Here is a 25,740-nt window from a genome sequence, read left to right on the forward strand (position 1 = left end):
CAGCGGCCCGATCACTCCCCATTCCTCGTCTGTAACGCCGATCCGCTCGCCCAAGGCCGCCTCCAAAAGCCAGCCTTGAATCAGCGACCGAGTCCCCCGTCAAGCTTTGTCCACGAAGCCTAGAATTTGAGCGCGTCGCCACACCTGCGAGTGGATCTATCTGTTCGATATATAGATTGGCAAGAAGCGTAAGCGATTAGGTGTACGGTAAAACCAAATCCGGTCCCGATCGGTTTTCTCCTCGTTAATCGAATGGCGGCCCCACCTCCCCCTGAACCCTGCGGATCGCAGGTGTCCCGGGGCCGTTCAGGAACCCCGCGCTTCACCCAACCCTGGCGCGGGGTTCCGTCTTTCAGGTACAATAGCTGTTGAGCGCGGCTATGTTGGTCAAAGGACTGCGGCGTCCGCCGAGCTTGGACACCTCAGCTGCGTGACGGGGTTGAGGAGCTGTCAGTGTGACGCAATTGACCTCGACCTTCAATTGGTGGAGGGCTATGCCACATCGGCGAAATACAATGAACCCTCGCGTGTGAAGCCTCTGTTCGAACGAGTACTATGGCAGACCTATTTGAAGACTTCATATGGGTAAGGGCCGTTCGTGGTTGCTAGTCGCTTGATGGCCGAACCGACTCATGCTGTCGAACCACTACCTTTGCACGACGGCAAGACGACCGTTGTGAGCGTCATAAGCAGTTCGGCTGCTGTTTTGGCAGCTTGCTCTTGCTGCATTCTACCGATGGTGCTGGTTGCCGCCGGGCTGAGTGCGAGCCTGAGCAGTGTTTTGGCGCCTCTGGGTTCGCTCCATTGGCCAATGACCGCATTTTCGATGATTGCGGTGGCGGCTAGTTGGCTCATTGTTCTGCGCAAACATCGGCACACGAGTCATTGCCACTCCCGGGCCGCAGTTAAATGGCTCAAGAACCGTCAGATAATTTTGCTCCTGGTTGCAACCGTGATGAGCTTCATCGCGGCCGCCTGGGGCTATTTCGAGCCAACTCTCATGAAAGCATTTATGTAATCCGAGGTTCTGAGAGAACGACACTCGGATTGGCTCCTTTTACTGCGATAGCGAAACTTTGCGGGGATCTATAAAGCGCGACCGGACAATGAGGGTTCAGACGATCTTCTGCGCGCAACGTCCTACAGACAAATGCGCCTTGGCAATGTTCGAGGGTAAGCATTTTCGGAATCGAGCGAAAAAAAGCGGTCTTAATTGCGACAGGTTCAAAAAAGCTCCCCAATCCCGAAGGACTCCAATTCGATTGTCATCCCGATGTGGTTCTGATGATAGCCTCCCCGGTTCGTTCAAATGATTGGGAATGCGGATAGCGCGCAATAGCCCGCACATGGCTCCGCGGTGGCCAAGGCAATCCAACCTATCCCTGCGGTGATTTCCCGCCGAGCTCGTGCAGTCGCTCGACAGCATCTTCAGAGCAATTTCCGCATTTCAGATTGGTAGGCACGGCCACGTCGATTTTTTCAAGGTAGGGCAGGTCCAGCACGGCCCTGATCTGCTGAAATTCGAAAAAGTGAGACATCGCCATTCAAGCGGGGGTTGCGTTTGCCTGCCTGTATGATCGTCGAGACGCGCCCCCCTGCACAATCAAGCGCAGGATAGACCAGCGTGTCTTCCGGTAGGCCAAACAGCTTTCGCGCACGGCCCTGAAGGGATCGCGGGTTGGCCATTTTCGAGGTTTTCCAGCTTTTTAGCCCTGCGCGTTTGTCCATGCGCCCATGGAGCCCAGATAGACGTCGAGGTGTTTGAAGCCTTGGCTTGCGAGCCAGCCCGCTGCTACGCTCGCCCTCATGCCGCTGGCGCACATCAAAGTGTAATGACGGTCGCGATCGAGCTCTTTCCAGCGGGTGTTGAGCTCGCCGACATAGACATGTTCGGATTCATCGATGCTGCCTTGCTGCCGTTCGTCAAGGGCGCGCACGTCGAGCAAGGTCCAATCTTCGCTGTCCTCAGCGAGCCTGCGTGCGACTTCCTCGGTGTCGATCATGGCAATACTTTGCATCGCTTTGCCCTGTGCGGCGGCTGGGATCACGCCGACATAGCCGCCGACAATATTATCGAGACCAATGCGCACCAAATGCGCCATAGCTTGAGCGAGCTCGTCTTCTTCGGAAGCGATTAGGGCTATCGTGTCGCCTTCGCTGATGAACCACCCGGCAAAGGCGGGTATCATTCCCACTGGAAGGCACACGGCACCCTGCATATGACCGGCGGCATAGGCGAGCGGCTCGCGTACATCGACCAGATGATCGGCGCCGCTCTCGCCGAGGTCTTCCAGCCCCAGAAGCCTTGGCCGCATGACTCGCGGCGCGGCATTGGCGCCTTCGAGATTGAGCCGCTCCATTAGCCGAAAATAAGGTGGCTGGTAATGATGCTCTTCTACCTTCGCCTTGATGAACTCGTCGCGGTCAGCAATGCGCAGCCGCGGGTTGTTGCGCCGCTCATGGCCGATTGTCGAGAATTCCCGGTCTGCCATTCCGGACCCGCAAACCGATCCGGCACCGTGCGCCGGGTATATGATTGTCTGGTCACCCAGAGCGCAAATCTTTTGCAATGAATCGTACAGGAGGCCCGCGACCTCCCGCGCGCGCTCGGGATAGAAATCGGTTCGGCCGACGTCGCCCACGAAGAGCGCATCGCCGGTGAACACGCCGACCGGTCCTTCGGGATAATCGTCGTCGTGAAAGACGAAGGCGAGATGATCGTCGGTGTGACCGGGGGTTTCGAGCACTTCGACCCTGATCTTACCGATCTCGAAAACGTCGCCCTCTCGCGCGGTGTCGGCGAACACAACCTCATCCGCAGGGTTTGGACCGTGCAGAACGCGGGCACCGGTCATTTTGGCCAGTACCGGCGATCCCGTAATGAGATCCTCATTCCTGTGCGTTTCGAAGATATGCGTGATCTCCAGCCCTTCGGCGCGGGCTCGCTCGAGATATATCTCGCAGTCGCGGCGCGGATCGATGACCGCTGCCTTGCCCTGCGAACCGATCAGATAGGAAAGGTGCGAAAGGCCGGGGGTCTTTATCTTCTCAAGCAGCATATCTTACCTCGTTGTTGGAATGTTTCCGCAAGTCCGCATCGATCTAGTCGATCCCGAGTTCGGCCTTGAGCGCCGAGACGTTCTCGAAGCGGTCTTCTTCTGGCCGGGCGATAGCGGGTTTAGCGTTGACCCAGGTGTTCTCGCAGACGAATTCGAGCATCGCTGCCGCGAGGTCGGCGTGCCTGCAGCGAAAGCAATCTTGGGCAAGGCGCTCGTCGGTAATGACGGCTTCACCCGTATAGGGTTCGTCGAGGAGCCAGCCCGGTCGCGCAGCCGTCCATTTCAGGCCTTTCGCGCGCTCCAGAAGATCTTCCATGGCGCGCATCTGTTCGAGAATATTGTGCAAGGCTGGTCTTGCTGTGAGCTCGAACCATGCAGGAACGCTGGGCTGCGGCTCTACGAACGCCGCCGATATCACGACGATCCGGGAAATGCCGGTCGCCGACATCGCTTCCACAAGCCTGCGGGTTCCCTCCGTGTAAAGCGGAGGCGGATCGATCGCCGTGGATGGGCTAAATCCTATACCGAGTGCGGAAATAACAGCACGGCAACCTTCGAGCTCGCTGCTGAAGTCGTCATTGAGTACATCGCACTGGAGGTACTCGACGTTGTCGACCCGGTCCGATGGTTCGGGCAAGGTGTGCTCGAACGCTCGAACTTCGATGCCCTTGTGAACCGCATGGCGCAGTATTTCCGTGCCGGTCTTTCCTCCGGCACCGAAGACCGCAAGGGGGGCTGCATCGCTCACAGGCTCAGCTTCCACTGTAGCACCTCATTATAAATTCGGCCGCGCGTGCCGGGCCGAACATGATCATAGAGCGGGCACCGACGCACGCTGGCGCCCGCTCGCTCGTGTTCACGCCTCGCTGTTGCCGCAGGTCGTGTACCCCCAGAACCCGAACTCGTCCTTCATCCGAGGTCCGGCGACGATGAGTTCCTGCATCTGCAGGCCCGCGTCTCCTTCGTCATCGAGAAGGCGCGTGCGGATACGAAGCTCACCATTCGCATACTCACCCGAGGCGCTTGCTGTGACAGGGATCAGCTTGCCGTTGATCTTGATCGCGCCGCCACCGCTGTTGTCGTAGACGAACGACGGAAACGCGACCTCAGTCAGGCGAAACTGACACGTGTTCTCGGCTCCCAGCGTGGCGAGGTCCGCGTCGCTCATGGTCTCGGGCAGCATGAGGCCCGGGCTGAGGTTGGCAAGAGCGCTCGCAGCACTCTCTATCGGCGCCGCAGTTGCCGGGGGATCGAGCTGTGCTTCGCGATCATTGCCGACCGCGGTATTGGTGTTGCAGGCCGCCAGAGGGAGGGCTGCAAGCGTCAGGATTGCGATCTTGTTCATTGCTGCATCTCCTCGGGCAGGCGTTCTTCGGTGCGCGGACCGTTTTCCTCGATGTCCTGGATGAGATATTTCATCTCGGCGATCTCGCGCCGCTGCGCGACGATGATGGCCTGCGCGAGTTCGCGAACCCGCGGATCCTTCAGGCTCGCCCTCTCGCTAGTCATGATCGCGATCGAGTGGTGCGGGATCATCGCGGCCATGTATTCGGTATCGTCCACCGTGGTCTGGCTGCGTACGAGCCATAGCGCGAGCGCGAAGACGACGGCTCCGACACCCAAGATGATGAAGTTCTTGGTCCGGTCCTTGTACATGCCCCACATGAAGAGAAGCATGACCACCATCATCATCGCGCCCATGACGAACATCATCCAGAAGCGCGTCTCGCTCCAGAAAACGTCGTCCATGTCGAAGCTGTTGGCATACATCAGGAAGAACATGATCACGGTCGAGGTCGATACCATTGCCATGAACCGCCAGTAGTTGCCGCCCCCTCCACCTTTTTCGTGTGCATCGTGCCTAGCTTCAGCCATATCAATTCTCCTTTTCGCTCATGGTTTGATAGACATATTGGGCGGTGCAACTGATCATCAGGAACCCGGTAAGGGCGGCGATGCCGGAAATGGCGCGCATGTGCCCGGCGGGCAGAATATCGCCGAGACCGACCGTCGAGATCGTGATCAGCGCGAAGTAGTAATAATCCATCCAGCTGTTGATGACGTCCTTCTCGAGCCCGCCAAGGCCCCAGACGGAAGCGAGATACATTCCGCCCGCGAATATGCCGGCGATGACCAGATGGCTGAGAAGAACGAGGCTGGAGCCTGCAAGCAGCCGGAAATGGCGTGGGTCCTTGCCTGGCGGAGAAACGGCTTTCGCCCCGCGCAGCATCAACATGTGGAAGTAGAGAGAGATCGCGAACAGCGCGAAACCGAGAAGCAGTGCCCAAATCATAGCGAGACCCAACCCAGGGCCTTGGCACCCATCCAAAGACCCATACCGATCATGAACAGGTTCTCGGTCAACGATACGAAGCCGAGCGGCACGTTGCTGCTTCCGCCGACGCAAGCGCATTTCAACTCGCGCTTGTCGATGTAGACCGCCTTGAACACGCTGACCGCGCCGACCGTCCCTATGAACAGCGATACCGGAACCGAGACGATCGGAAGCGCGTGCGCGACCATTAATATTCCAGCCAAACCCTCACCGAACGGATATAGAAATCCATATCCTACCCAGCGTCGCGCCAGCAGATCGTAGTTGAGGAACATGGTCGAGAAGCTGCGCACGTCCTGCAACTTCTGGATCGCGAGCAAGGCCATCGATAGGCTGACAAACCATTCGACCGCTTCCACCGTGAAAATCGTGTCGAAAACGTACCAGCTAATTGCCAGACCCAGGAGGAAAGCGACGCCGAAAATGGCAATGACGGGCTGGTAGCTGGTCTCGTCATCACCGGCTTGCGTTCTTTTCTTGCCGACATGCTCACGGACATCGTCGTAACCTCCGATGCGCTTCCCGCCGATGAAGGTTTGGGGGGTGGTTTCTACCCCATGCTGCTCTTTGAACGCATCGGTCTCCTCGCGCGTTTTCAAATGGTGGTCGTCCACCTCGAAACCTTCGCGTTTGAGCAAATCGACCGTTTTCAATCCATACGGACAAACGTGGTCCGGCATGACCATTCGGTAAACGGTGGCAGTTTTAGTCGTCACGATATGCTCCGTCTTGAATTTCTTTTGATCCGCGAACTTGGCGCCTCGATCCTCGTCGGCTTTTGGTCGCTGCCTTTGCGCTCGTGTTCTACTAACGGGGTCACCGCCTCTCTTCCGCCGGTCTTTCTGAAGCGGAGTCCATCGCTTGCGAACGCCTGGACAAATAGAACCATTCGGCGATGAAAACGGCGGCAATGCCTGCGACCGCATAGGCGACGACCGCAGGGTCGGTTTTGAGCTTGGCGAAGGCAAAAGCTGTCAGGACTACGCTGTCCGCCACGAGTGCCGACCATAGCACCCAGGCACGCGCACCGATCTCTTCCCGCAAACCGCGCAGCACGCCCCAATGCACAAGCATGTCCATTACGAGATAGAAAAATGCTCCGAGCGAAGCGATCCGCGACAGATCGAACAGGACCGCGAGCGTGCCGGCAATCACTACGGTATAGACCAGCATGTGACTGCGGATCGGTCCGCTCATGCCGAAATGGCTATGCGGGATCATCTTCATCTCGGTCAGCATCGTCAGCATTCGCGAAACGGCGAAAACACTGGCGATGACACCCGAGGTCGTGGCTGCGATCGCGATTGCGACTGTGAAATAGAAGCCAAGCTCTCCGAGCGCGGGGCGCGCAGCTGCCGCAAGAGAGTAATCGCGCGCCTCGGCTATTTCTGAAGTGCTGAGGCTGGCGCCGACCGCCACCGCGACGAGAAGGTAGACGACCACGCATACTGCGATCGAAATGATAATGGTTCTGCCGACATTCCGATGCGGATCGATGATTTCGCCGCCGCTGTTGGTGATGGTGGTGAAACCCTTGAAAGCGAGGATCGAGAAAGCGACCGAAGCGAGCAACGCGTCGAGGCCCGAAAGCGCGACCGGCTCTGCGAAGGCACCGCCTGAAAATCCGGTGGCCCAGATCGCCGCAATTGCGAACAGGGCGATGCCGCCGATCTTGATTGCCGACATAATGAGCGAAAACCCGCTGACCGATTTGTTGCCGGCAGCATTCACGAAATAGGCGAAAACGATGAGGGCCAGTGCCGCGACGGAGACCAGAATGCCGCTGCTTTCGAGCCCAAAGGGCCGCAAGGCATAGGTCGCGAAGGTCCGAGCGACCAGGCTTTCGTTGATGACCATCGACAGCGCCATCAGGAGCGATGCCGATGCTGCAACGACGCCCGGTCCGTAAGCCTTCTGAAGGATCATCGCGATGCCGCCAGAGGAGGGCCAGCGGTTCGACATCTTGATGTAGCTGTAGGCGGCAAGCGAGGTAACCAGCGCGCCGACTATGAAAGAAAGCGGAAATAACGGTCCAGCCAGTTCGGCAATCTGGCCGGTCAGTGCGAAGATACCTGCGCCAATCATGACGCCGGTCCCCATCGCGACACCGCCCAGCAACGTTATCGAGCCCGCATTCTCGCTATGTTGATCGTCGCCATCTGTCTGCAAGTCTTTCCCCTGTCTATGTCATCCCGTCCGAGAAGCATCACGACAAGCAGTACGTTGGGCAGAGGTTCACCCCTTAAAAAGATCCAGCATTTCTGACCGAGCTTTTGACTATCGCATTTCTCCTATTTCGTGCGTGCTGCAATCATACAAATTGGAAGGGTCCGGGACTGTGGGGGCAGCCAGCCCGGACCCGGCGAGAAGTTCGACAGGCTTCTGTGTCGCTTCCCGCAATTAGTCCTCATCGCCTGCAACCTTTCATGCCGACGCATGGAGTGGCTTCACCCCCTTACGGAAAGGACGCGAAGACGCTCTGTCCGGTTGGGCCAAAGGCGATGACGTCGTAAGGCTGGATCCGGTTTCCGGCCTCCATGCCGGGCGATCCCAGAGGCATTCCCGGAACCGCGAGGCCGGCAACGCCGGCGGGCCGTTCGCGCAAAAGCTTGGCGACGGCTTCTGCAGGCACGTGACCTTCGATGATGTATCCATCGACCTCCATCGTATGGCATGACCATAACTCATGGGGTACGCCCCGCGCGGTCTTGATCGCCGCCATGTCGTTGCTGTCGACCGATGCCACCTTCGTGTTCATCCCGTCTTCGACATGGCCTGCCCAGTTGAGACAGCACCCACATCCTGGATCCCGGAACATCGTATAGGTCGCTGCCTGAGCCACGTTCGAACAGGCTGCCAGCACGAGCAAGGCCGCGCCGCTAATCGATCGCCGGAGCAGCGAAGGCTTTTTCAAATTCATTGTGCAATTCCTTTCTTGTATCCGCGCCATAGCGAGATCGTCCCGGTTGCCGTCGGGAACCGTTGGAGCAGGCATGGCTCGGTGAAGATTTCGGCGAACAGTTTTTCGACTTCGCCGTCGGCGCTGGGCTGCGTGTCGCTTATGCCGTCAAGAGACTGGACGGTCGCCCGGAAGAGGCTCCGCATGAGTGGGCTATCCTGCTTCATATAATCGGAGATCAACACGGTTCCGCCTGGCACGAGCAAGCTTTCGATGGTTTCCAGGATTGTCTGCTTCTTGCGCAAGGGGACCTGGTGCAGGACGAGGCTGCTGACGATCTTGTTCGGCTGCCACCCTGCGGGTAGCTCGAGGCTTTCGAGAAAGCCATTGTGCCATTTCACGAGATCGGCTCCCGCGCCAAACTTGCGCCGCGCAAGCGCGAGCGCCTCCGGGTCGGGTTCGACACCGATCAGACCCGCTTCCGGACAATCCGTCATCAAGGCCTTGAGAAGAGTGCCGGTTCCGCTGCCAACATCGATCACCCGGTCGCCGGGGACAAGGTGCAGCTCTTCGACAATCCTTTGTCGCCAGAGATGTTCGCGGGTGAACAGACCGATCGCCCGGTCGTAAAGGGGCGTCAGAAAGCTCTTGCCAAGAAGAGGCGTAAATTCGCCGTGATCTTCAGGTGCGGTGATATTGTTCACGAGCTGGTTCCCATTCATCCCGGCTTCGACCCGATTCTGACAGACCCGTCTCGATTACGTATGGTGGTGGACATTCCCTCAAAAAAAGAAGTTTAAGGGATTGTGCAGGCGAGCGCGTATAGGACACGTGCAACCCCCAGGAGTTTTTCGGATGCGTGACAATCACTCTCTTGATGCGGTGCTCGGAACCCTTTCCGCCACCGGCACCAGCGAGGTCCCCGCCGACTTCATGGATGGCGTTTGGCAGCGCGCCGGACAGCTTGGCGAAATCGCCGACCGACGCCGCCGGACGGCTCTGTTCGTCGGTCTGTTCGTCGTCGGGCTTGGAGCTGGCGCCGGAACGAGCGGTTGGCCCGGCGGCTATGGCACGTCTTCCGCGTCATTTGGCGAGAGTCTTATCCTCGGCGAACAGCTGTCCCCATCGGCGCTCCTCCATGTGGAGCAATAGGGTTTGAAGACGACGCATATCGTTCTCGCGGTGCTTCTCGCAGCACTTGCAGGATGCCTCGGCGCGATTGCCGCGGACCGCTGGGCCAATCACGAGGCTGGCTCCGGCCTCCACGATTTCGTGCACGACGAACTCACCCTGACGGCCGACCAGGAGCAGCGTCTCGATGCGCTCGAGGCTCGTTTCGCTTTCGAAAGGGCACGGCTCGAAGGATCGGCGCGCGCAGCCAATGCCCGGCTCGCCCAGGCGATGGAAAATGAGCACGAGTACGGTCCCGAGGTTTCGGCCGCGATCGACGAGGTGCATGCGCGTATGGGCGATCTGCAGAAAGCAACGGTACGGCATGTCTTCGACATGCGTGAAATTCTCGAACCCGAGCAGCAACGCCAGTTCGACCGCAAGGTCTCCGACGCCTTGACCCGCGACCCTCGCGACTGAAGCGCCATGTCGGGGGCGGGCGACAATCCGGATGAGGCCCTTGTTTCGCAGGCGAGGGCTGGAAACAAGCGGGCTTTCAGCCAACTCGTCGAGCATGAAACTGGTCGGCTTCTCGCGCTCGGGACACGCATGCTTTCCTCTCCTTCTCAGGCCGAGGACGTTGTTCAGGACAGCCTCGCTTCGGTGTGGCTGACGCGCCATCGGCTTGATCCGGACAAGCCGATCGGACCCTATCTGACAACCGTCGTCCTCAACCGCTGCCGGGACCGTTTGCGCAGGCGCAAGGTCGCGGGCTTTTTCGGACTGTCGGGTGATGACGAACTCCATTCCATCGCCGACGATTTGCCTGGTCCTGAAGCGTTGGCCGTTTCCAGGGAAGAGCTCAATCTCGTTCAGGCCGAGATCGCGCGAATGCCTGTAAGGCTGCGCGAAGCGCTTGTGCTCGTGACCATCGAGGGGCGTAGCCAGGCCGAGGCGGCCGATCTTCTCGGAACGACCGAAAAGGCCATCGAAACCCGCGTATATCGCGCGCGCAACAGGCTGAAGGAGCGCTTCGAAAAACTTTGAGGGGTTGGCTGGGCGCGCGCGTAAGTAACGGTAAACGCCAAGTCAGGAGCCCTTTATGATCGCCGTCAATCGACGCAAGTTTCTCGGAGCCGGAGCAGGAGGAATGGGTCTGCTCGGCCTTGCCGGGGCGATGCCTGCCTGGGCACGGGGCGCGGACATCCTCGCAGGTAACGCCCGCAAGGGGCTGGACGAGGTATCCGGTCCCAATATCGACCTCACCGTTGCCCGATCGGCCTTCGCGACCGGCAACAGGCGCGGCGGCGCGATCGCCGTCAATGGCACGATCCCCGGTCCGCTGTTGCGATTGCAGGAAGGCACGACCGTCCGGCTCAATGTCCATAACCAGCTCGAGGAAGATACCTCGATCCACTGGCACGGTCTGCTCGTGCCGTTTCAGCTCGATGGAGTGCCTGGCGTGAGCTTTCCCGGCGTCAAACCGGGAGAGACCTTCACCGCCGAATTTCCGGTTCGCCAGTCGGGTACCTACTGGTGGCACTCGCATAGCGGCCTGCAGGAACAGGCCGGGCATTACGGCGCGATCGTGGTCGACCCCGCCGGACCCGATCCGGTCCAGGCCGACCGCGAATATATCGTGGTGCTGAGCGAATTCAGCGAAATGTCGCCCCACACGATTTTCGACAAGCTCAAGAAGGGCGAAGGCTACTTCAACTACAACCAGAATACCTGGACCGACGATTACCCGCTTTCGGGCGAGGATCGCCGGATGTGGGCGAAAATGCGCATGATGCCGACGGACATCCTCGACGTGTCGAGCGCGGCTTATACCTATCTTCTGAACGGCCATGGCCCGCTCGACAATCTGGAATACCTCTTCCGCCCGGGCGAACGCGTGCGGCTGCGCTTCATCAATGCCGGCGCCATGACCTTCTTCAATATTCGCATTCCCGGCCTGCCGATGACCATCGTTCAGGCGGACGGGCAGAACGTCGAGCCGGTGGAGGTCGACGAGTTCCAGATCGGTGTGGCCGAGACATACGACGTCGTCGTGACGCCGGGCGCGCAACAAGCCTACACGCTGGTCGCGGAGTCGATGGACCGCTCGGGCATGGGTATTGCCACACTCGCGAGCGCACCCGGCGCTCGCGCCGCCATTCCGCCGCTGCGCGATCCGCCGCTTCTGACCATGGCCGACATGGGCATGAGCGGCATGGACCACGGCTCGTCTGGCGATGCCGGCATGTCGGGCATGGACCACGGAAGTGGCGGCGACATGGCGGGGATGGATCATGGTTCGTCCGGCCAATCCGAGATGGCAGGCATGGCCGGCATGTCGGGGATGCAGATGCGCGACACGTCGCTTCTGCCGCCCGATGTGAAGGTCGGGCCCGGTCTCGACATGGTCTCGATGAACCCGGTCGACCGCATGGGCGATCCCGGCATCGGTCTCGCCGATGTGCCGCATCGTACGCTCGACTATCGCAAGCTGCGCGCTCTGACGCCGCACCGCGAGGGCCGCACGCCGTCCCGGCGAATGGAAATTCATCTGACCGGCAATATGGAGCGCTACATGTGGTCGTTCGACGGCAAGAAGTTCTCCGCCGTCTCAGACGAGCCGATCCGTTTCGCCTATAACGAGCGCGTGCGCGTGAAGCTCGTCAACGACACGATGATGGCGCACCCCATTCACTTGCACGGTCATTTCTTCGAGCTGGTCAATGGCGCGCCGGCCGATCGTCAACCGCTCAAGCACACGGTAATCCTGCAGCCGGGTGGCAGCGCGCAGTTCGACCTGACGGCGGACGAGCCGGGCGACTGGGCCTTCCACTGTCACCTTCTCTACCACATGCATGCCGGGATGTTTCAGATCGTCACGGTCGCCAATCCCGACGGGAGCGAAGCATGAAAATTCGTATTGCCAGCCTGCTCGCATCGGTCGCAGCCGGCTCAGTTCTCGCCTCCCCCGCGGCGGCACAGCATGCCGGTCATTCGCCGACGGAACCGCAGCAGAGTGTCGAGGCGCAGTCTGACGCGAAGACGAAGTGCGAACTAGAAGCCGAGCGCCATCGCGCAATGGGGCATCCCGTAGCAGATGGAGCATGCGAACCGGCTGCTCAGCCTGAAGCCGCCATGGACCGCTCCGAGATGGATCATTCAACCATGGATCATGGTTCGATGACCGCTCGGGACGGTCATTCTGGCATGACAATGCCGATGGACGCTGCCCGTCCACAGGCATCGCCCGAAAGTCATGACGGAATGGATCACGGCTCTATGCCGCAGGGCAAGCCTGCCGAAGGCGCGATGGATCATTCGCAGATGAATCACGGCGAGATGGGACAGGCGGAAGCCAGTTCGTCGATGGACCATGGGCAGATGGATCACAGCCAGATGAGCCATGGGGAGACGCCTTCGCAGGACATGCAGGGCATGGACCATTCGGCGATGCAGATGGGCGCGGACGATGATATCCCGCTGCTGCCGCCTCCTCCAGAAGCCGGGAGCGGCCCCGCGCGCGCGGCGGTCGCCATCTGGGGCGAGGAAGCCATGAACGAAGCGCGCCGCGAGCTTGTCCGCGAGACCGACGGAGGAATGCGCTTCTGGTTTCAGGGCGATCGGCTCGAATACCGCGCCCGCGAGGGGAAGGATGGATATCTGTGGGACATCCAGGGCTATTATGGCGGCGACATCGACAAATTCTGGTTCAAGTCAGAGGGGGAGGGCAGCTTCGGCGAACCCATAGAAGGTGCCGAGGTTCAGGCGCTCTGGAGCCGCGCCATTGCGCCCTTCTTCGATTTCCAGGCGGGTGTTCGCCAGGACCTCACCGGTCCGGAGCGCACGCACGCGGTTATCGGCATACAGGGCCTCATGCCGTACCGTTTCGAGGTCGATGCTGCGGCCTTCGTGTCCACCAAGGGCGATGTGACCGCGCGGATCGAGGGCGAACTCGACCAGCGCATCACGCAGCGGTTGATCCTCCAGCCCAGAGCCGAACTCGCGCTTTCTGCGCAGGACATTCCCGAGCTGGGCATCGGTGCCGGTCTTGATCGGATCGAGGCGGGCCTGCGTCTACGCTACGAGTTCGCGCGCGAATTCGCACCCTATGTCGGCGTTTCGCAGGAATGGCGCATCGGCGACAGCGCGGATTTTGCGCGGGCCGCCGGAGAGGATCCGAGCGTCACCAATTATGTCGTCGGTGTGCGATTCTGGTTCTGAAATTTCAAAAAGGATAGAACTTCCATGACCAAGACTTTGACACGCATCGCGGCGACTGCGCTTGTTGCCACGCTGATACCGCTGCCAGCCTTCGCCCAGCAGATGGACCACTCTTCCCATGCGAACCATCAGATGCACGCGATGGACGCTTCGGCGGACGATGTCGCGGGCGCTGAAGAAACCCTCAAGGCCTATCGCACCGCTCTTGAAGCGCGCGACGCGCAGGCAATGCGCGCGCTCTTCACCGAGGACTCGGCCATCTTCGAGAATGGCAAGGCCGAAGGAAGTTTCGCGAATTACATGGAGCATCATCTCGGACCCGAGCTCGACGCGATCGTGAGCTTCACCTTTACCGACCCCACGCTGACCGTCACCCGGATGGGGCACATGGCCCATGCCTATGAGACGTATGGATATCGTATCGAACTTACCGATGGCCGGGTGATCGAGCGCGACGGCGTGGCGACATCGGTGCTTGCTCACGATGCGGACGGGTGGAGAATCGTCCAGTACCATTCCTCGTCGCGCGCGCCGCGCAACTGATTACGGCTTTCGAAGAGGTAGCACCGGTTGGCAACGCCGTCGCTGAAGCTGCGCTTGCATGTGCTCGGCAGCAAGATCCACAAATGGCTGGCGATTTTCGTCGGTGTCCAGGTCCTCTTGTGGATGGGAACCGGCGCCCTCATGTCGTTTCTCGACCTGGAAGAAGTTCGCTCCGAACATGTCGTTTCGCGTGAACGAGAAGCGCTACCCGCCGACGCCCCACTCCCGGCCTGGGTCGCAAGCGACGGTACTCTTGCAGCGGTAGCGACACGTTCGCTCGACGGCGATGCCGTGACCGAGGTCCGAAAGGTCGACGGTAGCGTGAGCCTCCACGATCCGGTGACAGGGCGCAAACTCTCCCCCATCTCGGCTCCGACGGCAAGATCCATCGCGTTGCGCGCATGGACCGGACCGCGCACGACGATCGAAGGCGCGCGGCTCGTTCACGAACCGGTGGGGACCGAGTTTCGCGGCCCTTTTCCGGCCTGGCAGGTCACCTATGCTGACGAGGCTTCGACGCGCCTCTACATCGATGCCAGCAGCGGTACCCTCGGGGCGGCGCGTAGTGATACATGGCGCCTGTTCGATTTCATCTGGGGCCTGCACATCATGGACTGGACCGAGCGTGATCGCATCAACAGTTGGTGGCTTCTGCTGTTCGGCATTGGCGGCACGATCATAGCCCTGTCGGGTTTCGTCCTGCTGGCGAACCGGATGCCGAGGCTGCGCCGCCGCGCAAAGAAGAGCAAGCTCGCCTGAGCCCATGGGGCTCATGTGCGTGGGCGAACGCCTTACCCCCGTTCGCCAGGCCCAACGGGCCAGGAGCCGAATGCGTTCGACGATCGCGATCGTGCCGGCATCGGACCTGATCCCGCAGACGCTCTTCTGTCGCGCCAATACCATCAAATTAATGTGAGGGGCACGCGGCTGCCGTGCGTATCAGGCACATAGGTCGCACTTTAACTGCAGGTTCGGAAGACATACGAGACATGAAAGCCCCCTCATTTCTGGCGCTGCTCGCCGCAAGCCTGCTCTTCGTCGGACCCGTTCAGGCTCATGGCGACGAAAAGCACGGCGAAGAGGCGAGCGCCGCGCCTGCTGCCACTAATGGCGATGTGCACGACCAGGCGGCCATGGCGCAGATGGGCGAGACTGCGGATGCTGGCGAGTCCTCCGGCGCGCACGATGAAGCGGGCGCAGCCCATGACGAGGCCGGTGGCCATGCGGATGAGAGCGAAACCGGCGTCATGGCCGTACTGAAAAAGCTGCATCCGGCAACGATCCACTTCCCGATCGCCTTGTTTTTCATGGCTGCGGCCACCGAATTGTTCGTGATGCGCCGGAAAGGAGCGGGCCTGGAAAGTGCGGTGCGCGTACTCGTCTACGGCGGAGCAATCGGCGCAGTCGTCGCAGTTCTGTTCGGATGGATTCACACCGGTCTGTGGTTCGGCGGCGATACTGTCATGCAAGTCCATCGATGGACCGGTATGCTGGTCGCGGTTCTCGGTATTGCGATGGCATACCTCGCGAGCAGGCCGAGCCAGAGCCGCGCATGGTTGCGCGCGTCGATCTTCTCCATGGCGGCACTCGTTCTCATCCAGGGGTTCCTTGGCGGCGAGCTCGCGCACGGACCGGACCATCTTGGCGTTTCGTGGCTCTGAAGGAGTTGAATAACATGCGAATTCTGAAATCGAACACCGCGATAGCATTTCTCGCGACCGCGCCATTGACGTTCGCTCTCGCCGCTTGTGACCAAGCGCAGGAGAGCACACCGGCTGCTGAGGTTTCGCCTATGGGCGGAACTGCGGTGATGCCTGGCACGGCACCCGAGGCGGGTCTTGCAGACCCGGCAACCTCTCCCTCCGAAAATGAGGCAGCGGCCGCACGTCAGGACGCTCTTTCGACAATTGGCGCCGCCACGCCTGCGTCACGGCGCGCTGTCCCGCCCGCATCACGCGCAACTGCCACACCCGCAGCGCCAGCAACGCGCACGCAACCCGCGAGCGAGGCGACCCCGCCCGCCGATCCCCATGCGGGCCATGACATGTCCTCGATGGCCGATCACGACATGGACAGCATGTGATCGGGCGCGTTCCCCGGTGACACGGCTATTCAGGAGATACCCTGGGCAGGAAACCGCAACGAACATCGCAAGATCAGGAAAGGACGGCCCCGCCTCCCCCCGAAGCCCTGCGGGTCGCAGGTGCCCCCAAGGGGTCGTTCAGGAACCCCGCGTGAAGACCAACCCGCGCGGGGTTCCGTTTGCCCGGCTTCGCTGTCGCCGTGCCAGGCGCATCCCGGTAGGACTTTGTGCTATGTGAGCAGCGTGCAGACGATCGCCTCGTTGGCTATGAAAGGAACCGCATATGTCGGAAACGGGAAAAGCCGGGGCGCTGTCGCGCTGGGAAGACGAAGGCGGGGCATTGCCCTGCGGGCCGCAGGAAGCGCTCGCTGCCGATTGCGAGAAATGGGATATTCCGCCACTTTCCGATGCCGAGATCATCCAATTGCGCATCAGGGTGATCGCCCTTGAGAACATGGTGCTCGGCCTTCTGTCGAAGGCCAGCGCCGATCAGCTTGCAGCAATCGAAGAAATCGCGGAATTCATATCCCCGCGTGCCGATGCGAAGCCGCATCCGCTTACCCTGCATGCCGCCACCCAGATGGAGCACTTCGTCGAGCGCGCCCGGCGGCTTCGCGAGCAACCCACCGCTGATTGAGCGACGCATGACCGGGCCACGAATGCTGGCCTTCCTCGCCGCGGCCCGACCGATGATCCGAAAAGAGTGCGATGGACCTTGATACGCTTCTCATCCGCTATTTTGGCACTGCCGATCCTGGAGCGACTGGCGCAGAAACCTTGGCCTCGGGGATCGAGCGATGCCAGGTCGATCTCGGTCTGGAGCAGGACCGGGGAAAACGCTTTGCCCTGTGGGCCATGCTCTACCTGCTCGGGTCTGCCCCCGACCTCGACGTGGCCTTCGAGAACGAGGAAGACCGGGAAGCAGCCCGCAACTTCATGGATCTCCTGGCGGCATCGGAAGGCAATGAGGTAAGCTGATTGCAGCAGGGTCCTGGCACCTTCAGACCCGCACCCGATACCCATCCGGCTTTCTTCGCGAACAGTCCTGAACCAGGTCAGCTGAGGAGCCGCAACCCGTTCCTTTCCGGCCGTGTTGGCGGCTTCGCCGCCTGCCCGCACCACTCGTCATGAACAGGTTTCCCTTCGGCCCTTCAGGCCTGCGGTGCAGTCCTCCCATGCCCTGCTTCTTCTGGATGTTCGCAAGCCGGAGATGGTCTCCGGTTTGAGGAACTGAAGGAATTTCATCATGACCAATATCGCAATCCTCACCGGCCGCATCGCCCGCGATCCCGACACCCGCGAGACCAAGGGCGGCACCAGCGTCACCGGGATCACCGTCGTCACCGATCGTCCTGCACGCGACAAGGACGGCAAGACCTACAAGGACGAGAACGGCTACACCGCCAAGGACAGCGAATTCCACCGTGTGACCTGCTTCAACGGCCTCGCCAAGACCGTCGGTCAGTACTGCTCGAAAGGCCAGCTGGTCTCGGTCCAGGGCCGCATCCACTACACGCAGTGGGAAGACCAGGACGGTGTGACGCGGTATGGCTCGGAGATCCTTGCCGACAAGGTCGATTTCCTCTCGCGGGCCAATGGCGGCGACAACCAGGACGCCCCTCCGATCGACTGATCCGGCGCCATCGAACCAGCCAAAGGAGGCTCTGCCGGAAACGGCAGGGCCTCTTTCGCTGTTCACCCTTCCTTTCGCTCGGTCTTTTCTCCGGGGAATAGCCAGGCGCTGCCCGGAGGGCCCGACCCATTATGGCAGCGATCATCTGAAACGGTCGTTTGAGGTGGACTGGATTGGCCTGGCTTACCGCATTTCCAGCATGATGGTCCCGCGCCGCCCGCATCAAGGACGGCAGGGGCCCCACCATTTTGTCCGCCGCCGGATTGCATCCGGCACCGGACAAAACCGTTTCCCCCTGCGCCGCTTCGCGGTCGCCCTGTCAGGCGATCCTGTGACCCGGTCTGCCCGGGCCCATCGGCCAACCTCCTGTCGTCTCGCGACAGATTTCAGGAGGATTATCATGACCTATTTCACGAAATGCACACTGCCTTCGCGCAATTATTTCGAGGCTCTGGAAACAGCTGAGCAACGGGCCTTGCACAGCTTCTTCGACCAGCATGTTATCGAGGATGACGAACTCGGATATCGCGCGGTCGACGAAGGCGACTACAATGCGCTGCCCCCGCATCTTGCGATCCGGGTCGTTCATACCGTCCATGGCGGAATGCTCGACGAATTCTGAGGCATTCTGCAGGGCAGGGACCGGCAGCGGTTCCTGCCCTTTTTTCGTGTCTCTTATGGGCTGAGCTACAGGTTCAAGTTTCGATCCAGCAGCAATCGGCGGTTCTCCAAACATCGGCTTGGCCAACTGGCGATCGGGATAAATGGAGCGGGGCTGGGGACGCACTCTGTCCCGCGCATCTGGCGATACGCTCCTGAGGGTGCGGCATTACGTGTTTTTGGGGCCCCGCATGCACTTGCGAACCGGCAGCGGGTCGGGCGAGCGGGAAGCTACGGCCGCGACAGGTCCCGCTTGCCTTGCTTCCCACAGGCCCTTGGCCACTGCCTCTCTCGCAGGTGCGGTTCATTGCTCTGAGCCTTCGGCATTGCAGCCGAAAGCCTGCCGGGCAGCGCGATAGCGTCGGGTTCTGCGCGGATGCCGCCCCTCCTCGATCCTGCCGAGCTCAGATCGGTAGGGGCGACAAATCCGAACGCGGCATCGTGTCGCTCCCCCCATTGCCAGGGCATGCGCCATCACCCTCCGCAATCAGCGGCAGTTAGCCGCAGCCACCCAAGCCTCCTGGAGCTAACCCCATGCCCGCCGTTCCCGATCCGGTCCGTCCCCGCTACCTGCGCACCCCGGATGCCGCGGTGCATCTGGGGCTTTCGCCGCGCACGCTCGAAAAGCACCGATGCTATGGAACAGGGCCGGTCTACCACAAGCTCGGCGGCCGCATCGTTTACCGGCCCGAAGATCTCGACGCCTGGGCCGAGCAGGGCTTGCGCCGTTCCACCAGCGATCCGGGCAAGGGCGTCGTTCATCCTGCCAAGCGGATCGACGGCTACACCGGTCCGGTCCGGCGCTGAAGCGGTACCATGCGCTCCTTGAAGACATCGGACGGCGGGGCCGGACAGCTCGACCTGTTCGTCGGCGCGGGCAGCGACATCGCCGCGCGCGATGCGCAGGATCTGATGGCCTGGCCTTTCTTCAGCCTCGCCAAGACGAAGCGCGTGAAGCCGATCGACTTTCGTATGGGCGAGGTCGCCATTCTGGTCGAAGCGACCGCCGAACATGGCATGGCCACCATCTGGGACGCCGATGTACTGATCTGGGTAGCGAGCCAGATCGTCGAGGCGCGCGATGCCGGCAAAGCCACCTCGCGCCTTATCGCGGCGACGCCCCATGAAATCCTTACCTTCACCCGGCGCGGAACCGGAAAGGCTGGCTACGAGCGCCTGAAGGCGGCGCTCGACCGCTTGCAGTCGACCAGCATTGCCACCTCCATCCGGCAGGCCGGGGCGCGACGCCGCCGACGATTTTCCTGGATCAACGAATGGCGCGAACGGCTCGACGACAACGGGCGCGCGCTCGGCATCGAAATGATCGTGCCGGACTGGCTCTACGAGGGCGTGCTCGATCGTGCGCTCGTCCTGACCATCGACCCGGCCTATTTCGCGCTTACCGGCGGTCTTGAGCGCTGGCTCTATCGCATCGTACGCAAGCATGGCGGGAAGCAGAAGGGCGGGTGGAGTTTCGACATTTCGCACCTGCATTTGAAGTCCGGCGCGCTCTCGCCATTGAAGCGTTTCGCTTTCGAAGTGCGGGCCATCGTTCGCCGCCAGTCGCTCCCCGGCTACAATCTCGCTCTTGAGCACCAGTTCGGCCGCGAGCGGCTCCTGTTCGTTGCAGCGCCTGTCGATCCCTTCGCGTCCGCGCGGCGCCGTATCGGGCTGCCCCCTGTGGAAAAGGGTGCGTGATGTTCGGACTATCGGGAACCATGACGTTCGGACGATCGGGAACCCTATTCCCGGACTATCGGGAACCGGGAGCCTGCGCGACTCGCCGAAAACGCGGCGCCTGCGAAGCCCTTAACAATGCTAACAAGGAATCTTTCAGATTCCTGCTAACACAGCCACGCCTGTGCAAAAGCGCAGCGCGCGCTTCGCTTCCGCCTCCGGAACCGGTCGAGGCAGGTTCCGGTGATCCGCCACTTACGCATGTCACGCTGGTGTGGCGCGGCGGCGTGCAGGAAGACTGGCTTCGGTTCGGCAAGCCCGTTGCAGAGCGCATCCTCGATCGCCGGACGCGTATCGAAAGCTATGCTCCGGGACAGGTCTTTGCCTTGGTTCGGTGGGCTTCGAACGACTACGGGACCGTTGGCTCCACACTCACGATCGCCCAAGCCGCCGGTTTCGGCGAGCCGTTCACCACTCTGCCGCAGGTCGATCCTGGCGCGCAAATCCTGCTCTCGGTGCGAAGCTGGCCAAAGGTTCGCCAGGTCCTTGCGCTGATCGATGCGATCGAGGACGTTGGCATCGATCCCTGCGATGTAGCTCCCGACCACTGGCATCATGTCCACAACAGGCTGGCAGGGGGCATGCAAGTACGTTTCTATTCCCCTGCGCGCCATCGCGACTGGCTGCGGCGGCGAAAGCTGCAATCATGAGGCGGCGCACCGCCTTTCTGGCAGGCATGGTCGCGGCAGCGACACTGGCCAGCATCGCAATCCCGTTCTCGCGACTTTTGGTCTGGAACGTGACGGCCAGCGTGCCGGTTGGACTGTACTCAATCGGCGGAAAGACCGGTCTCCAGAGGGGCGACCGCGTCGCGATCGATCCTGCTTTCAGGCTGCAGAAATACCTCGCCTCGCGCGGCTATCTTCCTGCGGGCGTTCCGCTCATCAAGGAGGTTGCGGCGCTTGGCGGGGATACGGTCTGCCGGCGCGACCTGCTCATCGAGATCAATGGGACACCTGCGGGCTCGGCGCGTCGGCGCGACAGCCTTGGACGCGAACTGCCCGTCTGGAAAGGATGCCGGACTATCGCTGCGGATGAACTGTTCGTGATGAACAGGCGCGCCCCCGGCAGCTTTGACGGGCGTTATTTCGGCCCGGTCGCACGCGCCGATGTCATCGGGCGCGCGCGGCCCGTCTGGACCAACGAAGCGGGCGACGGGGACTATGTCCTGCTCGCCTCGCCCGCCGACTTTCCCATTCCCAACGTAAATGATGGAGACGCACAATGACCTGTATCGGCACTTTTGCAGCCACACCCGACGGCTTTGAAGGGCGGCTGCAAACCCTGACCATCGACGCACCGCTGACCCTGGTGGCCGCCGACCCCGGCGACACCGAGAACGCCCCGGACTATCGCATCATGGCAGGCGAAGGCGAGGAAACCTACGAGGTGGGTGCAGGCTGGAAACATGTCGGCGACAAGGCAGGCGATTTCGTCACGCTCGTCATCGACGATCCGGTATTGCCGCGGCCCCTGCGCGCCAATCTGTTCAGTTCTGACGACCAGAGCCATGTCCTGATATGGTCGCGCGGCGCGCGCCGCCCGGCAAAGGACTGATTCCGTGCTCCGCCCGCATCTTCTGCCGGGGATCCTGGCCGCCATGCTGGCGGCGAGTCCCGGGCAGGCTTTTGCACAATCGGAGCAGTTTGTCCGACCTTCCCCGCGCGTCGAGATTGCGACGCATGTCAGCGAAGCATCGCAGCAATTCGGCATTCCCGAGCACTGGATCTACGCGGTGATCCGCGCCGAAAGTGCGGGCCGGGTGCGGGCGGTTTCCAGAGCAGGAGCGATGGGTCTCATGCAGCTCATGCCCGGAACCTGGTCGCGGCAGCGCGCCCGGTTCTCCCTCGGGCAAGACCCGTTCGACCCGCGCGACAACATTCTGGCCGGCACGTCTTACCTGCGCGAAATGTACGATCGCTACGGCGCGCAAGGCTTCCTCGCTGCATACAATGCGGGTCCGGGACGCTATGAAGACTGGCTTGCCGGACGGCGTTCGCTGCCACTCGAAACACGCCGCTATGTCGCCCGGATTGCGCCGCTGTTGCAGTCCGAGGGCATTTTTGCGGCGGCGCCTCTTCAAGCCGGGGATGTTCCGCCCGGCGTCTTGCAGCCTTCCGGCGCGGCGCGACAAGAGTTGGACGAGGTGGCTGCGCCCGGCCCCGTAGCGAACCCTTTTGCGCGCCCGGAACAGCCCGCGCATGATCTTTTCGCGCCCGTCTCGACGGCTCCTTCTAAATGAGAGCGGTCCTCGCACCTTCGCGCAGGCATGCGTTCCCAAGCGAAAGCGGGCGTAGGAGCGGAGACCTAGGCATCAATGGAAGGGAGGGATGGCGAGATAAAAGCAGCGCCGTCGGCCGGGCTGCAGGTGGTTGGTTTTGCGGGAGAATATGCGCCGTCTCTGCTGTACGCCTGCAGGCGCTTGGATCGGAATCCTTAGGCTTTTCAATGCTGAAAGCGCCGTCTACCGGTTTTCCTGTCTGTGGCTGACGACGAATTCGATATCAGGCCGGGTCGGTCAAGAGACAGCGATGCGCGCGCCTATCGCAAGGCCGGTACGCTGGTCGGGCGCGTGCTGCAGGCCTCGCGCCGGTCAGGCTATACGCCGCTCGGGCGAGGCCGGGCAGGCGGCGGAACCGGGCATCTGGGACGCGGCAAACGTGCTGCGTTCCGAGGCCGCCCCCATGCTTTCCAGCGGCGGGTCATCATCAAGGCGCGCGTCGTTCGCCATGGCGGCAGCCGGTTCCGCTCGGCACCGCTCGCCCGCCACATCGCCTATCTCGAACGCGACGGCGTCACCCGTGACGGATCGGATGCCCAGATGTTCGATGCCTTATCGGATGAGGTCGATGGCGATGCCTTCGCCGCGCGCTGCGAAGACGACCGGCATCACTTCCGCTTCATCGTGTCGCCGGAAGACGCAAGCGAGATGGCTGACCTGCGCGCTTTCACGCGCGAACTCCTTGAGGATATGGCGAGCGATCTCGACACCAAGCCCGACTGGGTGGCGGTCGATCACTGGAATACCGACAACCCGCATGTCCATGTCCTGGTCCGCGGCGTTGCCTCGGACGGCAGGGACCTGGTGATCGATCGCTCTTATATCAGCGAAGGTATGCGGGCCCGCGCCCAGGAGCGCGTCACCGTCGAGCTCGGCCCGCGCAGCGAGCGCAATATTCAGCAAGCGCTCCGCCGCGAGGTCGATGCCGAGCGCTGGACCTCGCTCGACCGCCGCTTGCAAAATCAGCGCGACGATCTTGGCGTGGTCGATTTGTCCCCCGAGGACGATGCGACACGCCGCAGCAACCGCGCATTCCTTATTGGCCGCGCACAAACGCTCGAACGCATGGGATTGGCCGAGCGGGTCGGGTCGGCGCGCTGGACCTTGACCGCAGACCTCGAACCGACATTGCGCGCGCTGGGCGAGCGCGGCGACATCATCAAGACCTTGCACAAGGCGATGCGTGGACGCGGCGCACAAGGCGCCCTTGCATCCTTCGCGCTGCATGGAGAAGACGAGAACCGCCGGGTCATCGGAAGGTTGGTCGAGCGCGGTCTTCATGATGAGCTGACAGGCGAGGCTTATGCGATCGTCGAAGGAGTGGACGGGCGTGCGCATTATCTGCGTTTTCCCGATCTGGACCAGACAAGCGATGCAGCACCCGGCGCCATCGTCGAGACAGGCGAATGGACCGACCGCAACGGGCGACGGCGCAGCAGCCTGCTGGTGCGTTCGGACCTGCCGCTCGAACGACAGATTGACGCGCGCGGGGCGACCTGGCTCGACCGGCAGCTGCTGTCGGCACGAGCCGCGTCGCTGGGAGGCGGCTTCGGCAATGAAGTCCGGAAGGCTCTTGACGAGCGCCGTGAATGGCTCGTCGATCAAAGTCTTGCGAAGCGACATGGTAGGAGCGTGACCTTGGTGCGCAACCTGCTCGGAACGCTCCGCAAGCAGGAACTGGACGCGGCAGGTAAAGCGCTGGCTGCGCGTCATGGTCGTCTGGCAAATCCGGTAACGGAAGGTGATCACATTTCCGGCATCTACCGCGAGCGCATTTCGCTGGCGTCGGGTCGCTTCGCCATGATCGATGACGGAGCGGGTTTCCAGCTCGTGCCCTGGAGGCAAGACCTCGAGCGGCATCTTGGAAAAGAAGTCGCTGGCAAGGTCCATGTGCGAGGCGGTGTCGACTGGAACTTTGCGCGTTCGCGCGGTCCGGCGGTTTGAGGAGCACCGGCATCATAACGGAAATCTTGACAAACGCACCATATGATGCTTATAAACGCATCAGGAGATGCGATATGGTAAGTGCAGCGATTCAGCATGCCGAAGCTCCCCCGGGGCTTCAGACCTTTGCAAGCGACGGTGATCGCAGCCGCCTCACCAGCGCTGCGGTAAAGGCCGTGCTGCGCCTCATTGGGGTCTGGGGTGCGAGCAACGCTGAGGGCGCTGCGCTGCTCGGCGTGTCCGAAAGCACCTGGGACCGGATGAAAGCCGGAACCTGGGAAGGCTCGCTCGGTCAGGACCAGCTGACCCGCGCGTCGGCGCTGATCGGTCTGTTCAAGGGACTGCATCTGCTGTTCGCCAACGACATGGCCGATCGCTGGCCAAAGCTCGAAAACAGGGCCCCGTTGTTTGATCGCCGCTCGCCCATCGGGGCGATGATCGAAGGCGGCATTCCGCGCATGCTGGAGACCAGACAATATATCGACGCGCTTCGTGGCGGGCTCTGAGGAGGCAGGCGAGCCGCCGCAGATCCGCGAAGCGTTCGAGCGGACTGTCCGGCTCGTTTCCAGCGCGCGCTTGCGCGAAGCGGTCATGGCTCCACTTGCCGACAGTGATGCCGAGCTTGCGCTGCTCGCTGAAATCGAGGGGGCGACGAGTTCGCGCCTGATCGCCGAAGAGCGCGGGTTTGGCGGGCTGACAGCCGACGAGCTGGTTCATGGCGTGCCGCATGCCAGGTTCATTAATGCGAGCTTTGCTTACGCCAAACCGCGCGAGCCCAATCGCTTCAACCCCGCGAACCGCGGCGCATGGTATGCCGCGCTCGATGTCGAGACCTGTATTGCCGAGGTCGGCCATCACCTGACACAGGCGCTCGCCGATGCCGGCGATTTCGATGCCGTTGTCGAATATGGCGAGATGATCGCCAGCATGGCGGGCGTCTTTATCGATCTGCGCGAGCAGCCCGGACACCCGGCCCTCGATCCGGACAAGACGAAAGGCTATCCTGTCGGCAATGCTCTAGCGGCGGAGGCACGCGCCGCCGGTCATAACGGCATTATCTATCCCTCTGTGCGCCATGCGGATGGGACTTGCATCGCGGCCCTGTGGCCCAACGTCGTGCAATCGGTCGCGCAAGGGGCGATGTACCGCCTGACCTGGTCCGGCAACCCGGACTATAGTCGGGAAGCAATCTAGCCGTACGCCGCTTTTGCTACGCCAACCTGCGATCACGCAGC

31 protein-coding genes are annotated in these 25,740 nt (G+C 61.6%); 22 read left to right on the forward strand and 9 right to left on the reverse strand.

From position 1 onward, the window contains the following. Positions 1-616: 616 nt before the first annotated feature. A complete protein-coding gene (locus GQO94_RS17270) occupies positions 617-1,018 on the forward strand; it encodes a hypothetical protein (RefSeq protein ID WP_156842684.1) in 402 nt (133 codons plus the stop codon). Positions 1,019-1,706: 688 nt separating this feature from the next. Here the strand turns inward: GQO94_RS17270 and GQO94_RS17275 are convergent. The 9 genes from GQO94_RS17275 to GQO94_RS17315 all read right to left on the reverse strand — a co-directional run bounded on the left by GQO94_RS17275 (position 1,707) and on the right by GQO94_RS17315 (position 9,015). Next, positions 1,707-3,059, reverse strand: a complete 1,353-nt coding sequence (locus tag GQO94_RS17275; RefSeq protein ID WP_156842685.1) for an MBL fold metallo-hydrolase — start codon at positions 3,057-3,059, stop codon at positions 1,707-1,709. A 43-nt stretch (positions 3,060-3,102) separates the two neighbouring features. Further along, positions 3,103-3,807 carry an NAD(P)-dependent oxidoreductase gene (locus tag GQO94_RS17280; protein ID WP_119511735.1) on the reverse strand — a complete coding sequence of 235 codons (705 nt, stop codon included), beginning with the start codon at positions 3,805-3,807 and terminating at the stop codon, positions 3,103-3,105. Positions 3,808-3,915: 108 nt separating this feature from the next. After that, positions 3,916-4,404 carry a DUF6692 family protein gene (locus GQO94_RS17285; RefSeq protein WP_009823998.1) on the reverse strand — a complete coding sequence of 163 codons (489 nt, stop codon included), beginning with the start codon at positions 4,402-4,404 and terminating at the stop codon, positions 3,916-3,918. Beyond that, the gene (locus GQO94_RS17290; RefSeq protein WP_008603933.1) at positions 4,401-4,865 is read right to left on the reverse strand and encodes a DUF305 domain-containing protein; all 465 of its coding nucleotides are present in this window, start codon (positions 4,863-4,865) and stop codon (positions 4,401-4,403) included. Before GQO94_RS17290 ends, GQO94_RS17285 begins: the two co-directional genes overlap by 4 nt. 70 nt (positions 4,866-4,935) lie before the next feature. Continuing rightward, complete coding sequence (locus GQO94_RS17295; RefSeq protein WP_008603934.1) at positions 4,936-5,352, reverse strand: potassium channel family protein; 417 nt, start codon at positions 5,350-5,352, stop codon at positions 4,936-4,938. After that, the gene (locus tag GQO94_RS17300; protein WP_156842710.1) at positions 5,349-6,080 is read right to left on the reverse strand and encodes a glutaredoxin family protein; all 732 of its coding nucleotides are present in this window, start codon (positions 6,078-6,080) and stop codon (positions 5,349-5,351) included. The genes GQO94_RS17295 and GQO94_RS17300 overlap by 4 nt, the downstream gene beginning before the upstream one ends. A 130-nt stretch (positions 6,081-6,210) precedes the next feature. Continuing rightward, positions 6,211-7,563, reverse strand: coding sequence for an APC family permease (locus GQO94_RS17305; RefSeq protein WP_009823996.1), 1,353 nt, complete (start codon positions 7,561-7,563; stop codon positions 6,211-6,213). A gap of 286 nt (positions 7,564-7,849) precedes the next feature. Then, positions 7,850-8,314, reverse strand: coding sequence for a DUF411 domain-containing protein (locus tag GQO94_RS17310; protein WP_156842686.1), 465 nt, complete (start codon positions 8,312-8,314; stop codon positions 7,850-7,852). Continuing rightward, a complete protein-coding gene (locus GQO94_RS17315) occupies positions 8,311-9,015 on the reverse strand; it encodes a class I SAM-dependent methyltransferase (protein WP_156842687.1) in 705 nt (234 codons plus the stop codon). The genes GQO94_RS17310 and GQO94_RS17315 overlap by 4 nt, the downstream gene beginning before the upstream one ends. Before the next feature lie 133 nt (positions 9,016-9,148). On the opposite strand from GQO94_RS17315, the gene GQO94_RS17320 reads away from it, so the two are divergent. The 21 genes from GQO94_RS17320 to GQO94_RS17420 all read left to right on the forward strand — a co-directional run bounded on the left by GQO94_RS17320 (position 9,149) and on the right by GQO94_RS17420 (position 25,699). After that, entirely contained in the window at positions 9,149-9,445 is a 297-nt protein-coding gene (locus GQO94_RS17320; protein WP_009823994.1) for a hypothetical protein, read from the forward strand. A gap of 3 nt (positions 9,446-9,448) precedes the next feature. Then, entirely contained in the window at positions 9,449-9,883 is a 435-nt protein-coding gene (locus GQO94_RS17325) for a Spy/CpxP family protein refolding chaperone (RefSeq protein WP_156842688.1), read from the forward strand. A gap of 6 nt (positions 9,884-9,889) precedes the next feature. Continuing rightward, complete coding sequence (locus GQO94_RS17330; protein WP_151884812.1) at positions 9,890-10,450, forward strand: RNA polymerase sigma factor; 561 nt, start codon at positions 9,890-9,892, stop codon at positions 10,448-10,450. A 55-nt stretch (positions 10,451-10,505) separates the two neighbouring features. Beyond that, on the forward strand, positions 10,506-12,314 hold the full coding sequence (locus GQO94_RS17335) for a copper resistance system multicopper oxidase (protein ID WP_039388613.1): 1,809 nt from the start codon (positions 10,506-10,508) through the stop codon (positions 12,312-12,314). Beyond that, positions 12,311-13,624, forward strand: a complete 1,314-nt coding sequence (locus GQO94_RS17340) for a copper resistance protein B (protein WP_156842689.1) — start codon at positions 12,311-12,313, stop codon at positions 13,622-13,624. The genes GQO94_RS17335 and GQO94_RS17340 overlap by 4 nt, the downstream gene beginning before the upstream one ends. 24 nt (positions 13,625-13,648) lie before the next feature. Next, on the forward strand, positions 13,649-14,167 hold the full coding sequence (locus GQO94_RS17345; RefSeq protein WP_082851464.1) for a YybH family protein: 519 nt from the start codon (positions 13,649-13,651) through the stop codon (positions 14,165-14,167). 27 nt (positions 14,168-14,194) lie between these two features. Next, positions 14,195-14,926, forward strand: a complete 732-nt coding sequence (locus GQO94_RS17350) for a PepSY domain-containing protein (protein WP_156842690.1) — start codon at positions 14,195-14,197, stop codon at positions 14,924-14,926. Between the two features lie 230 nt (positions 14,927-15,156). Further along, on the forward strand, positions 15,157-15,828 hold the full coding sequence (locus GQO94_RS17355) for a DUF2231 domain-containing protein (RefSeq protein ID WP_156842691.1): 672 nt from the start codon (positions 15,157-15,159) through the stop codon (positions 15,826-15,828). Positions 15,829-16,533: 705 nt separating this feature from the next. Beyond that, a complete protein-coding gene (locus GQO94_RS17360) occupies positions 16,534-16,887 on the forward strand; it encodes a hypothetical protein (RefSeq protein ID WP_010240464.1) in 354 nt (117 codons plus the stop codon). A gap of 71 nt (positions 16,888-16,958) precedes the next feature. Beyond that, positions 16,959-17,228: a hypothetical protein gene (locus tag GQO94_RS17365; RefSeq protein ID WP_067674521.1), complete on the forward strand. Its 270-nt coding sequence runs from the start codon at positions 16,959-16,961 to the stop codon at positions 17,226-17,228. Between the two features lie 268 nt (positions 17,229-17,496). Next, the gene (locus tag GQO94_RS17370; RefSeq protein WP_054522840.1) at positions 17,497-17,883 is read left to right on the forward strand and encodes a single-stranded DNA-binding protein; all 387 of its coding nucleotides are present in this window, start codon (positions 17,497-17,499) and stop codon (positions 17,881-17,883) included. A gap of 400 nt (positions 17,884-18,283) precedes the next feature. Beyond that, positions 18,284-18,505 carry a hypothetical protein gene (locus GQO94_RS17375; protein ID WP_010240235.1) on the forward strand — a complete coding sequence of 74 codons (222 nt, stop codon included), beginning with the start codon at positions 18,284-18,286 and terminating at the stop codon, positions 18,503-18,505. 572 nt (positions 18,506-19,077) lie between these two features. Continuing rightward, positions 19,078-19,350, forward strand: coding sequence for a helix-turn-helix transcriptional regulator (locus tag GQO94_RS17380; RefSeq protein ID WP_010240237.1), 273 nt, complete (start codon positions 19,078-19,080; stop codon positions 19,348-19,350). 9 nt (positions 19,351-19,359) lie between these two features. Continuing rightward, entirely contained in the window at positions 19,360-20,241 is an 882-nt protein-coding gene (locus GQO94_RS17385; RefSeq protein WP_054527881.1) for a replication initiator protein A, read from the forward strand. Positions 20,242-20,402: 161 nt separating this feature from the next. Then, positions 20,403-20,930, forward strand: coding sequence for a DUF2840 domain-containing protein (locus tag GQO94_RS21280; RefSeq protein WP_408636665.1), 528 nt, complete (start codon positions 20,403-20,405; stop codon positions 20,928-20,930). Beyond that, positions 20,927-21,508, forward strand: a complete 582-nt coding sequence (locus GQO94_RS17395) for a S26 family signal peptidase (protein WP_054522839.1) — start codon at positions 20,927-20,929, stop codon at positions 21,506-21,508. Before GQO94_RS21280 ends, GQO94_RS17395 begins: the two co-directional genes overlap by 4 nt. Next, the gene (locus GQO94_RS17400) at positions 21,505-21,837 is read left to right on the forward strand and encodes a DUF736 domain-containing protein (protein ID WP_010236492.1); all 333 of its coding nucleotides are present in this window, start codon (positions 21,505-21,507) and stop codon (positions 21,835-21,837) included. The genes GQO94_RS17395 and GQO94_RS17400 overlap by 4 nt, the downstream gene beginning before the upstream one ends. Positions 21,838-21,841: 4 nt before the next feature. After that, the gene (locus GQO94_RS17405; protein WP_408636657.1) at positions 21,842-22,522 is read left to right on the forward strand and encodes a lytic transglycosylase domain-containing protein; all 681 of its coding nucleotides are present in this window, start codon (positions 21,842-21,844) and stop codon (positions 22,520-22,522) included. Between the two features lie 234 nt (positions 22,523-22,756). Beyond that, positions 22,757-24,505 (forward strand): relaxase/mobilization nuclease domain-containing protein, encoded by a 1,749-nt coding sequence (locus GQO94_RS17410; protein WP_156842692.1) that lies wholly within the window; start codon positions 22,757-22,759, stop codon positions 24,503-24,505. A 74-nt stretch (positions 24,506-24,579) separates the two neighbouring features. Next, a complete protein-coding gene (locus GQO94_RS17415; protein WP_156842693.1) occupies positions 24,580-25,011 on the forward strand; it encodes an antitoxin Xre-like helix-turn-helix domain-containing protein in 432 nt (143 codons plus the stop codon). Then, the gene (locus GQO94_RS17420; protein WP_198046019.1) at positions 24,998-25,699 is read left to right on the forward strand and encodes an RES family NAD+ phosphorylase; all 702 of its coding nucleotides are present in this window, start codon (positions 24,998-25,000) and stop codon (positions 25,697-25,699) included. Before GQO94_RS17415 ends, GQO94_RS17420 begins: the two co-directional genes overlap by 14 nt. Positions 25,700-25,740 lie beyond the last annotated feature (41 nt).

Source organism: Novosphingobium aquimarinum, assembly GCF_009746585.1.
GTDB classification, from domain to species: domain Bacteria; phylum Pseudomonadota; class Alphaproteobacteria; order Sphingomonadales; family Sphingomonadaceae; genus Novosphingobium; species Novosphingobium aquimarinum.

Excerpts from the sequence above, each read along its gene's own strand:
- GQO94_RS17370 (WP_054522840.1), top strand. The coding sequence starts at position 17,497 with ATGACCAATATCGCAATCCTCACCGGCCGCATCGCCCGCGATCCCGAC.
- GQO94_RS17345 (WP_082851464.1), top strand. The coding sequence starts at position 13,649 with ATGACCAAGACTTTGACACGCATCGCGGCGACTGCGCTTGTTGCCACG.
- GQO94_RS17335 (WP_039388613.1), top strand. The coding sequence starts at position 10,506 with ATGATCGCCGTCAATCGACGCAAGTTTCTCGGAGCCGGAGCAGGAGGA.
- GQO94_RS17285 (WP_009823998.1), bottom strand. The coding sequence starts at position 4,404 with ATGAACAAGATCGCAATCCTGACGCTTGCAGCCCTCCCTCTGGCGGCC.
- GQO94_RS17270 (WP_156842684.1), top strand. The coding sequence starts at position 617 with ATGGCCGAACCGACTCATGCTGTCGAACCACTACCTTTGCACGACGGC.
- GQO94_RS17365 (WP_067674521.1), top strand. The coding sequence starts at position 16,959 with ATGGACCTTGATACGCTTCTCATCCGCTATTTTGGCACTGCCGATCCT.
- GQO94_RS17330 (WP_151884812.1), top strand. The coding sequence starts at position 9,890 with ATGTCGGGGGCGGGCGACAATCCGGATGAGGCCCTTGTTTCGCAGGCG.
- GQO94_RS17415 (WP_156842693.1), top strand. The coding sequence starts at position 24,580 with ATGGTAAGTGCAGCGATTCAGCATGCCGAAGCTCCCCCGGGGCTTCAG.
- GQO94_RS17360 (WP_010240464.1), top strand. The coding sequence starts at position 16,534 with ATGTCGGAAACGGGAAAAGCCGGGGCGCTGTCGCGCTGGGAAGACGAA.
- GQO94_RS17290 (WP_008603933.1), bottom strand. The coding sequence starts at position 4,865 with ATGGTATCGACCTCGACCGTGATCATGTTCTTCCTGATGTATGCCAAC.
- GQO94_RS17395 (WP_054522839.1), top strand. The coding sequence starts at position 20,927 with ATGAGGCGGCGCACCGCCTTTCTGGCAGGCATGGTCGCGGCAGCGACA.
- GQO94_RS17310 (WP_156842686.1), bottom strand. The coding sequence starts at position 8,314 with ATGAATTTGAAAAAGCCTTCGCTGCTCCGGCGATCGATTAGCGGCGCG.
- GQO94_RS17275 (WP_156842685.1), bottom strand. The coding sequence starts at position 3,059 with ATGCTGCTTGAGAAGATAAAGACCCCCGGCCTTTCGCACCTTTCCTAT.
- GQO94_RS17340 (WP_156842689.1), top strand. The coding sequence starts at position 12,311 with ATGAAAATTCGTATTGCCAGCCTGCTCGCATCGGTCGCAGCCGGCTCA.
- GQO94_RS17295 (WP_008603934.1), bottom strand. The coding sequence starts at position 5,352 with ATGATTTGGGCACTGCTTCTCGGTTTCGCGCTGTTCGCGATCTCTCTC.
- GQO94_RS17355 (WP_156842691.1), top strand. The coding sequence starts at position 15,157 with ATGAAAGCCCCCTCATTTCTGGCGCTGCTCGCCGCAAGCCTGCTCTTC.
- GQO94_RS17400 (WP_010236492.1), top strand. The coding sequence starts at position 21,505 with ATGACCTGTATCGGCACTTTTGCAGCCACACCCGACGGCTTTGAAGGG.
- GQO94_RS17315 (WP_156842687.1), bottom strand. The coding sequence starts at position 9,015 with ATGAATGGGAACCAGCTCGTGAACAATATCACCGCACCTGAAGATCAC.
- GQO94_RS17380 (WP_010240237.1), top strand. The coding sequence starts at position 19,078 with ATGCCCGCCGTTCCCGATCCGGTCCGTCCCCGCTACCTGCGCACCCCG.
- GQO94_RS17300 (WP_156842710.1), bottom strand. The coding sequence starts at position 6,080 with ATGGTCATGCCGGACCACGTTTGTCCGTATGGATTGAAAACGGTCGAT.
- GQO94_RS17320 (WP_009823994.1), top strand. The coding sequence starts at position 9,149 with ATGCGTGACAATCACTCTCTTGATGCGGTGCTCGGAACCCTTTCCGCC.
- GQO94_RS17385 (WP_054527881.1), top strand. The coding sequence starts at position 19,360 with ATGCGCTCCTTGAAGACATCGGACGGCGGGGCCGGACAGCTCGACCTG.
- GQO94_RS17375 (WP_010240235.1), top strand. The coding sequence starts at position 18,284 with ATGACCTATTTCACGAAATGCACACTGCCTTCGCGCAATTATTTCGAG.